The 7,741-nt window shown below is 66.5% G+C and carries 5 protein-coding genes and 1 rRNA gene; 4 read left to right on the forward strand and 2 right to left on the reverse strand.

Translation table 11 applies throughout. The features are described 5' to 3' along the window. The first annotated feature begins 47 nt into the window (after positions 1-47). Positions 48-160: ribosomal RNA gene (gene rrf, locus YWC_RS0126505) — 5S ribosomal RNA — on the forward strand. A 79-nt stretch (positions 161-239) separates the two neighbouring features. Here the strand turns inward: rrf and YWC_RS0126510 are convergent. Further along, a complete protein-coding gene (locus YWC_RS0126510) occupies positions 240-1,445 on the reverse strand; it encodes a M20/M25/M40 family metallo-hydrolase (protein ID WP_169728162.1) in 1,206 nt (401 codons plus the stop codon). Between the two features lie 223 nt (positions 1,446-1,668). Between YWC_RS0126510 and YWC_RS0126515 the strand changes: the two genes are divergently transcribed. From YWC_RS0126515 to YWC_RS0126525, 3 genes are all read left to right on the forward strand, one after another. Continuing rightward, the gene (locus tag YWC_RS0126515; RefSeq protein WP_027868054.1) at positions 1,669-2,112 is read left to right on the forward strand and encodes a hypothetical protein; all 444 of its coding nucleotides are present in this window, start codon (positions 1,669-1,671) and stop codon (positions 2,110-2,112) included. Positions 2,113-2,260: 148 nt separating this feature from the next. Beyond that, positions 2,261-3,742 carry a DUF2868 domain-containing protein gene (locus tag YWC_RS0126520; protein WP_027868055.1) on the forward strand — a complete coding sequence of 494 codons (1,482 nt, stop codon included), beginning with the start codon at positions 2,261-2,263 and terminating at the stop codon, positions 3,740-3,742. A 5-nt stretch (positions 3,743-3,747) separates the two neighbouring features. Then, positions 3,748-5,232: a DUF3482 domain-containing protein gene (locus tag YWC_RS0126525; RefSeq protein WP_036216311.1), complete on the forward strand. Its 1,485-nt coding sequence runs from the start codon at positions 3,748-3,750 to the stop codon at positions 5,230-5,232. Here YWC_RS0126525 and YWC_RS0126530 read toward each other — a convergent pair. Next, complete coding sequence (locus YWC_RS0126530; RefSeq protein WP_027868057.1) at positions 5,229-7,343, reverse strand: TonB-dependent receptor family protein; 2,115 nt, start codon at positions 7,341-7,343, stop codon at positions 5,229-5,231. The two genes, YWC_RS0126525 and YWC_RS0126530, sit on opposite strands and share 4 nt — an antisense overlap. Positions 7,344-7,741 lie beyond the last annotated feature (398 nt).

A 7,741-nucleotide genomic window follows, 5' to 3' on the forward strand; every position in this document is an offset into this window, starting at 1 on the left:
GATTGGTGAAGTTTGACCATGTGGTCAAATCTCACGACAAGTCAAAGCCTGATGACCATAGCAAGTCGGTCCCACCCCTTCCCATCCCGAACAGGACCGTGAAACGACTTTGCGCCGATGATAGTGCTGCAACCAGTGTGAAAGTAGGTTATCGTCAGGCTAGTTATAAGAAAAACCCCACCGGTGATCCGGTGGGGTTTTTTGCGTTTATATTCGCGATGCGAATCTTCACGATCGTTCTATTGGCTCGACAGCTCAACCATATATGCCGCCGCCAGGCGCGCGAATTTCAGTGCATGCGCAGTCTGGTTGCCCGAGTTGGCCAGTGTGTCCTTCGACGTATGGATATGCGGGTTGTCGCGTGCCATCGATGACTCGAACGGCATCGACGCCGGATAGCCCTGCGCATCCCAGCTCGCGTGGTCCGAACAGCCGTAACCGCACCTGTCGTAGCCGACCGTGAGTCCGGGCAGGTAGGTGCCGATCAGCTGCGCGAGAAAGGCGTTCTGATGGCTGTTGGTGTAATCGGTGATCAGGTAGATGTCGTTTGCCGCACCCTTGTAGTTCGTCATGTCGAGCTGCAGCACGCCGGCGACCTTCCTGCCCGCCTGCCTGAACTGGCGTGCAATCTCCTGCGAGCCGCGCAATCCCGCTTCCTCGGCCGCATAGGCGAGGACCTGGATCGTGCGGCGCGGACGGTAGCCGCTTGCAATCAGCGCGCGCAGGGCCTCGGTCATGCTCGCCACGCCGGACGCGTCGTCGTCGGCGCCCGGCGCGCGCGCCGTCTCGCTCATCCCGATACCGATGATCGAATCCAGGTGCGCTCCGACCACGACGGTTTCTTCCGCAAGGTCCGAGCCCGCGATGGTCAGGCTGACGGACGGCTGGGGGTAGCCCTGGTGATGGACCTGCATCACCGAGATGTCCGCGCGGCCGGCAGCGAGTTCGCGCCAGGTCGCCAGCAGCCAGTTCGATGCGTCGACCCCCGACTGGCTCCGGAAATAGCGGTTGGTAAAACCGCTCAGGCTCAGGATGGTCGCCTCGATCTGCTTCTCCTGCATACCCGCCAGCATGGGCTCGACCAGTTCGCGTTGACCGATCCCATATGCGCGCGCCGGCGCCAGCACGCGGCGCCGGTCGAGCGCCGCACGGGCCTCGGCTTCGCTACCGTGATACATGTAGCCGCCGCACTGTCCAAGGCGCTGGTGGATCACGCCGGCAATCTTCGCGAGCCTGCCTTCATCGACAACGATGGCGTGTACCTTTTCCGCAGGCAGTTGGCGGCTGTCTACCGACACCGCATCGGGAGCGATCGTCTTGACCTGCCGGTAGGCCGCATCGCCGATGGTGATCCAGGCCCTGCGTTTCGTCGACGGGCCGGCGCTTGCGGCAAGGCTGAGGCAAAGGGCGAACAACAGGCAGAGTTTGGGCAGGCCGGACTTCATCGCATTTCCCCTTGGCATAGCAAGCAAAAATGCTAGCAGTCTGTTCTAGCAAGCATTTGCCACATCTCAAGGTATTCAGAATAGTCGTGCCCCGTCCACCTTCCGCTAGCTGAACGGTAATCGTGCGGCGATTCCTACAGTGGCTCGGAGTCTTCTCCTATACAGCCCCACTGTTTCGGCGCGCATGATCGGTCCATCGGTTCAGCGAAGCGAAGGAGGAATCATGAAATCGAAGGAAAAAAGCTTGGGTGGCGACAACCGTTCACGCGGTATCCACAAGCCGAAAGGCGTGACGGTTGCGGAAGGGAGCATGCAGACGCGCGCACCCGGCGCCGTGATGCGCGGCGGACCCGAATCGCCTTTCCCGATGGCCAACACCGGTTCGCAGCAGTCGGACACGAACGGCCGCGGCCAGCGCGGCGGCGCCGGTTCCGTCCACCAGGGCTGGAGCGCACGCCAGCGTGGCCAGCGCATGCAGGCACAGGCCGAGCAGGATCGTCTGGGTGAAGCCCAGCAATCCGGCGCAGGGGGCATCGAGCAATACCAGCATGCCGGTTCCCAGCAATCGGATTCCGGCGTGGGTGGAGCGAAAGGCCTGCAGGGCCGGCCCGACCAGCCGGCGTCGGACTTCGGCAGCAAGCCGAACAAGAAGAATCCCGGCAGCTGAACGCCGGCGCAAACACAATGCGAGCCCGGGTTTCCCGGGTTTTTTTACGCCTTGACGCCGACCGCAAGCAGCGCGGGAACGATGTTCGGTCCCAAACTGCGGCACAATGCACCTGTAGCCTTGCCATTTCAACCATGACAGGAGAAGCATGAACGAACAGGTCGCACGCAATGTCGTACTGGTACGCGCCATCGAGTCCGCCGACGTCGATCACACGGTGCTGAGCGACGATGACCGCAAGTACGCAAGCCGCAGCGCGAAGGAACTCGCCGCCTGGCAGGCGGCCGACAACAAGAGCGCGGTCACCCAGCAGCATTTCCTGCAGCAGCGCTCCGAGCAGATCCTGAAACGCCTGGGCGAACGCTCGCCTGTCTTCGGCGCATTCGCCAGGCGCCGCCTGGGCCTGGGCGGCGTCTGGCTGGCCCTGCCTTTCCTGGCCTTCGTCTCGGGCGCGGCCATCGACCGCATCGCGGACCCGCACCGCGTCGACCTGCTTTCCGCACCTTTCCTCCTGATCATCGGCTGGAACCTGCTGGTGTATCTCTTCATGCTGGTGTCAGCGCTCATTCCGGGCAAACGGCATGGCTGGGCGAGCCCGAATCTGCTGCGCCGCCTGAGCGTCGGCAAGGCCGCCGTGCCGCGCAAGCTGCCGGCGCCGCTGGCCGAGGGCATCGCCGTCTTCATGGGGGAGTGGGCCGCCCTGAGCGAGCCGCTGACCCGTGCGCGCCTGAGCCGCAGCATCCATCTTGCCGCGGCCTTCTTCGCGCTCGGCGCCATCGCTTCGCTGTATGCGCGCGGCCTGCTGACCCAATACGTGGTCGGCTGGGAAAGCACTTTCCTCGACGGGCGCCAGGTCCACACCCTGCTGTCCTGGCTGTTCATGCCGGCGATGAGCGTGTTCCACTTCCTGCAGGGTTTCTCGCTCACCGAGATCGAACTGCTGCGCTTCGGCCGGATGGTGAATGCCGCGAGCGGCGAGCGCTGGGTGCACCTGTATGGCGCGACCCTGCTGCTGCTGGTCGTGCTGCCCCGCCTGCTGCTGGCCGGCTTCGCCGCCTGGCGCGCACGGCAGCTGGCGCGCCGCTTCCCGCTCGACCTCGACCAGCCCTATTACCGCAAGCTGGCGGACAGCATCGGCGCCGGCGCGCCGGCACTGCTGCGCGTGCTCCCCTACAGCTACACCCTCGACGAAGCGCGCGACCGCGGCCTGTGGGCGATCGCGGCCAGCGCGCTCGGTGCGCAGGCGCGCGTCCAGCTGCGTCCTACTGCCGCCTATGGCATCGATCCGAAGGAAGCCCTGCGCGACACCGCCCTCGACGAAGCGGGCGTCACCGTCACCGCTGTCCTGTTCAGCCTGGCCGCCACGCCCGAGAAGGAAAACCATGGCGCCTTCCTCGACTACCTGAGCAAGCGCGTAAAGCGCGGCGTCGCGGTCCTGGTGGACGAATCGCCGCTGGTGGAGCGCATCGGCGAGCAGCAGGGCAATGCCGCGCGCGTGGCCGAGCGCACCGCGCTGTGGCGCCAGTTCTGCAGCTTCCACGGCACCTCGGCCACCTTCGTGAACCTGCTCCAGCCCGAGAAGCATCCGCTCGAGCTGGGCGCCGGCCTCTCACTGCCGGAGCTGCGATGAACGCGATGAATCCGGAACCGGTCAAGATCCAGTTCGCGCTGGTCTCGCACACCAACAACGGCAAGACGACGCTGGCGCGCACGCTGGTCGGCATGGACGTGGGCGAGGTGCGCGACGCCGCCCACGTGACCCAGTTCGCCGAGGCGCACCCACTGCAGCGCAGCGAAGCCGGCGACACCCTCGTGCTGTGGGACACGCCGGGCTTCGGCGATTCGGTACGCCTCTTGAAGCGCCTGTCGATGGCGGGCAACCCGATCGGCTGGTTCCTGCGCGAGGTGTTCGACCGCTACCGCGACCGTCCGTTCTGGCTCAGCCAGCAGGCACTGCGCGCGGCCAAGGAAGAAGCCGATGTCATCCTCTACCTGGTCAACTCGTCCGAATCTCCTCAGGACGCCGGCTACCTGCCGTCCGAGATGAAGATCCTCGAGTGGCTCGGCAAGCCGGTCGCCGTGCTGCTCAACCAGATGGGACCGCCGCGCCCCGGCGCCGAGGAATCCGGCGAGCAGGGGCGCTGGCGCCAGCACCTGGCCCAGTTCCCGGTGGTGAAGGAAGTGCTGCCGCTCGACGCGTTCGCGCGCTGCTGGGTGCACGAACACGTGTTCTACGAAGCGATCGGGCGCCTGGTCATCGATGAGAAGCGGCCCGGCTATGCGCGCCTGCTCGAGGCCTGGTCTGCCGCCAACCGGCAACGCTACCTGGGTGCGCTGCGCGTCTCGGCGGAACAGCTGGCGGCGGCCGCGCGCGATGCCGAACCGATCGCGCAAGAGGGGCGCGGCATGCTGCACAGCGCGCTCAAGGCGGTCGGTATCGGCAAGGACGAACAGCGGCGGCAGGAGCTGGCGATGGCGGCGCTGGTCGAACGCCTGAACGCCCGCATCAACGGCGCGACGGCGCGCCTGCTGGCCCTGCACCGGATCGATCCGGGCCAGGCGCTGACCATCAATGCGCGCGTGCGCGACAACTTCGCGGTGCACGCGCCGGTGGACAAGGCCCAGGCCGGCCTGCTCGGCGCGGTCGTGTCGGGCGCGGCGACGGGGCTGTCGGCCGACATGATGGCGGGCGGCCTGACCATGGGGGCGGGGGCGCTGCTGGGCGCGATCGTCGGCGGCCTGACGATGGCCGGCGCGGCCTGGGGCTTCAACCAGCGGACCGACCGCGACAAGCCGGGGGTGCAGTTCGCCGATCCCTTCCTGCAGTCGCTCCTGGTAAGCGCCGTGCTGCGCTACCTGGCGGTGGCCCACTTCGGCCGCGGGCGCGGCAACTGGGTCGAAGGCGAAGCGCCGGCCTTCTGGCAGGAGGAAGTCGAGCGGGCCCTGGGCGAGCACGCGGCCGCGCATCCGGACTTGTGGAAGTCGGTGCGCGCCGCGCCGGACGAGGCCGCGGCAGTCAAGCTGGTGGAAGCCGTGCTTCGATCCGCCACCGACGCGACGCTGGCCAAGCTGTATCCCGGCGTCGCGCTGCCTGCGCCAACCGAGATCGCAAAAACCTAGAACTGGTACTGGGCGCTGACGCCCAGGATCCAGTTGCGTCCAGGCGCGGCTTCGTAATAGCGGCGGTTGGCGTCGCCCACGATGACCGAGCCGACGTAGTCGCGGTCGAACAGGTTGTTCAGTCGCGCAAACTCCTTGAACCGCCATCCTTTCACTTGCTGGCTGGCCTGCACGCGCGCATTGACGATCGCATAGCCCGGCGCCGGCGTGGCGGTGTTCGTGTCCTCCGCATAGACGCGGCTGTTGGCGATCGTCTCCAGCGCGGCGCCGAAGCGACCGGACTGCTCCTTCCAGCCGAACTCCCCGTACAGGCTGGTCTTCGGGATGCCCGGCAGCCGGCTGCCCTCAGGCACGGCGCCGAAGCCTTCCTCGTAGGTGGCGCGCAGCGCCGTGAGCGCAAGGCGCGCGTTCCAGCCCCCGCCGAGTTCCGCATCCAGCGACAGTTCGCCGCCCTGGCGCAAGGTGGCGCTGGCATTGCGGTAGCTGGTGCGCCCGCCCGAGGAGCTGTCGACCACCAGCTCACCCTCGGTACGCACCTGGAACACGGCGGCATTCACGCGCACACCGGGCATGAGCATGGCCTTGACGCCGGCCTCCAGGTGCTTGCCGATGGCGGGGCCGAGGCGGAAGTTGAAGCCGGCGCCGGTCCCCGAGTAGAACAATTCGTTCAGGGTCGGGGTTTCGAAGCCGCGCGCGGCGCTGGCATACACGTTCAGCGAGGGCGAGACCTTGTACAGCACGCCCGCCAGTGGCGAGGTGTGGCGATAGTCGACGCTGCCGCTGTCGTTGCCGTTGGCGAGGAAGCGGTCGGTGACGTCGAAGCTGATGCGGCTGCGCCGCACGCCGCCTGTCAGTACCCAGGGTCCGCGTTCCCATTCGAGCTGGGCGTAAGGGTCGACACTCCTGACTTCATTCTGTTCGTCGCGCCGCAAGTTGCCCTTCACGCCGAAGGTATTGCCGACAAAGTTCTCGAAGCCCTGGCGATCGTCGCGCGAGCGCGCCACCTCCAGGCCGACGGTGGCGCGCAGCGTGCCTCCGGCCAGCTCGCGCACCGCGCGCCAGTTGGCGTCGACGCCGTGGAAGTCGCGGTCGAAATCGACCACCCCGCCCGAATGCGTGGGCGGCGCCTGGAAGCCGCGCGAGAACGACTGGTACTGGATCACGCGGCGGTTGCCGGCATAGGCGGTCAGCAGCAGGCGGTCGGGGCCGAAGCGCTGTTCCCAGGTCAGGCCGAACTGCTGGTGGTCGATGCTCTTGCGGGTGTCGTAGCGCTCGGCCAGGGTGCGCTGTGGCGACTGGGTGTCGGTCGTATCGGTCTCGCCGGCGCGCGGGTCGCGCTGCCAGGTAGCCCAGGTGACGCCCAGCGGATCCTGGGTATCGTCCTGGCGCAGTCCGCTCGCGGTGAGCACCAGGCGACTGTCCTTGTTTGGCTCGACCACCAGCTTGGCATAGGCCTGGTCGCGGGTGGCGGCGCTATGGGCGCGGTAGCCGTCGGTCTCGAAGCGCGAGGCGTCCAGCAGGTAGCCGAGCTTGCCGCTGCTGCCTTGTGCGTTCACGTCGAGCTTGCGCAGGCCGTCGCTGCCGCTTGAGAAGCTGCTTTCGATGGAAGGCGCTCCCTTGGGATCGCGCGTGAAAAGCTGGACCACGCCGCCGGAGTGGTTGCCGTACAGGGCGGAGAAGGGACCGCGCAGCACTTCGATGCGCTCGGCGATGTCGAGGTTGAAGGTCGCGGCCTGGCCCTGGCCGTCGGGCATGGTGGCCGGGATGCCGTCCGCCACCAGGCGCACGCCGCGCACGCCGAAGGCCGAGCGGGCGCCGAAGCCGCGCGAGGAGATCTGCAGGTCCTGCGCATAGTTCTGGCGGTCGCGCGCGACCAGGCCCGGCACCGCGGCCAGCGCTTCGGAAGCGTTGACGCGCGGCTGGGTGTCGCGCAGCTGGGATGCGTCGACGATGTCGATCGCGGCGGGCAGGTCGAAACTCGTGTGTGCGGAGCGGGTGGCGCTGACCACCACGACATTGATGGGCGCGCGCGCCTCCTGGGCGACCGCGCACAGTGGCGCCGACATGCATGCCGCGGCGATGGCGGTGCGGTGAAATAAAGGGTGCTTCATCTGCTCTCCAATAGCTCATAGCACCCGTGCGACCGGCATGCTGGTTTGGCACGCAATATACCCGGCATTGCCAGAACAGACACGCACCGCACCCGCCGGCATATCCAGGCAGGGGCTTGCGGACTCCGTCAGCGTTTGCTATAGTGCGCGTCCGCTTCGGGAGCGCTGCAAGGCACGATCGAAAAAGGTTAACGGAATCAAGTGGTTGCGTTAGCAAGGTCGGCAGAGAAATCTGCAACGAAGCGAACGAGGGGTTGACGAGTTAAGCGAAACACTGCATAATCTCACTTCTCTGCTGCTGACGAACACAACGCTTCGCACGGTGCAGCAAGGTAGTACAGAACAACAGTTCTTTAACAATCAACAGTCGATAAGTGTGGGCGTTTGATGAAGGTGCC

Origin of the sequence: Massilia alkalitolerans DSM 17462 (assembly GCF_000427785.1) — a bacterium.
In the GTDB taxonomy this organism is placed as follows: Bacteria; Pseudomonadota; Gammaproteobacteria; order Burkholderiales; family Burkholderiaceae_D; genus Telluria; species Telluria alkalitolerans.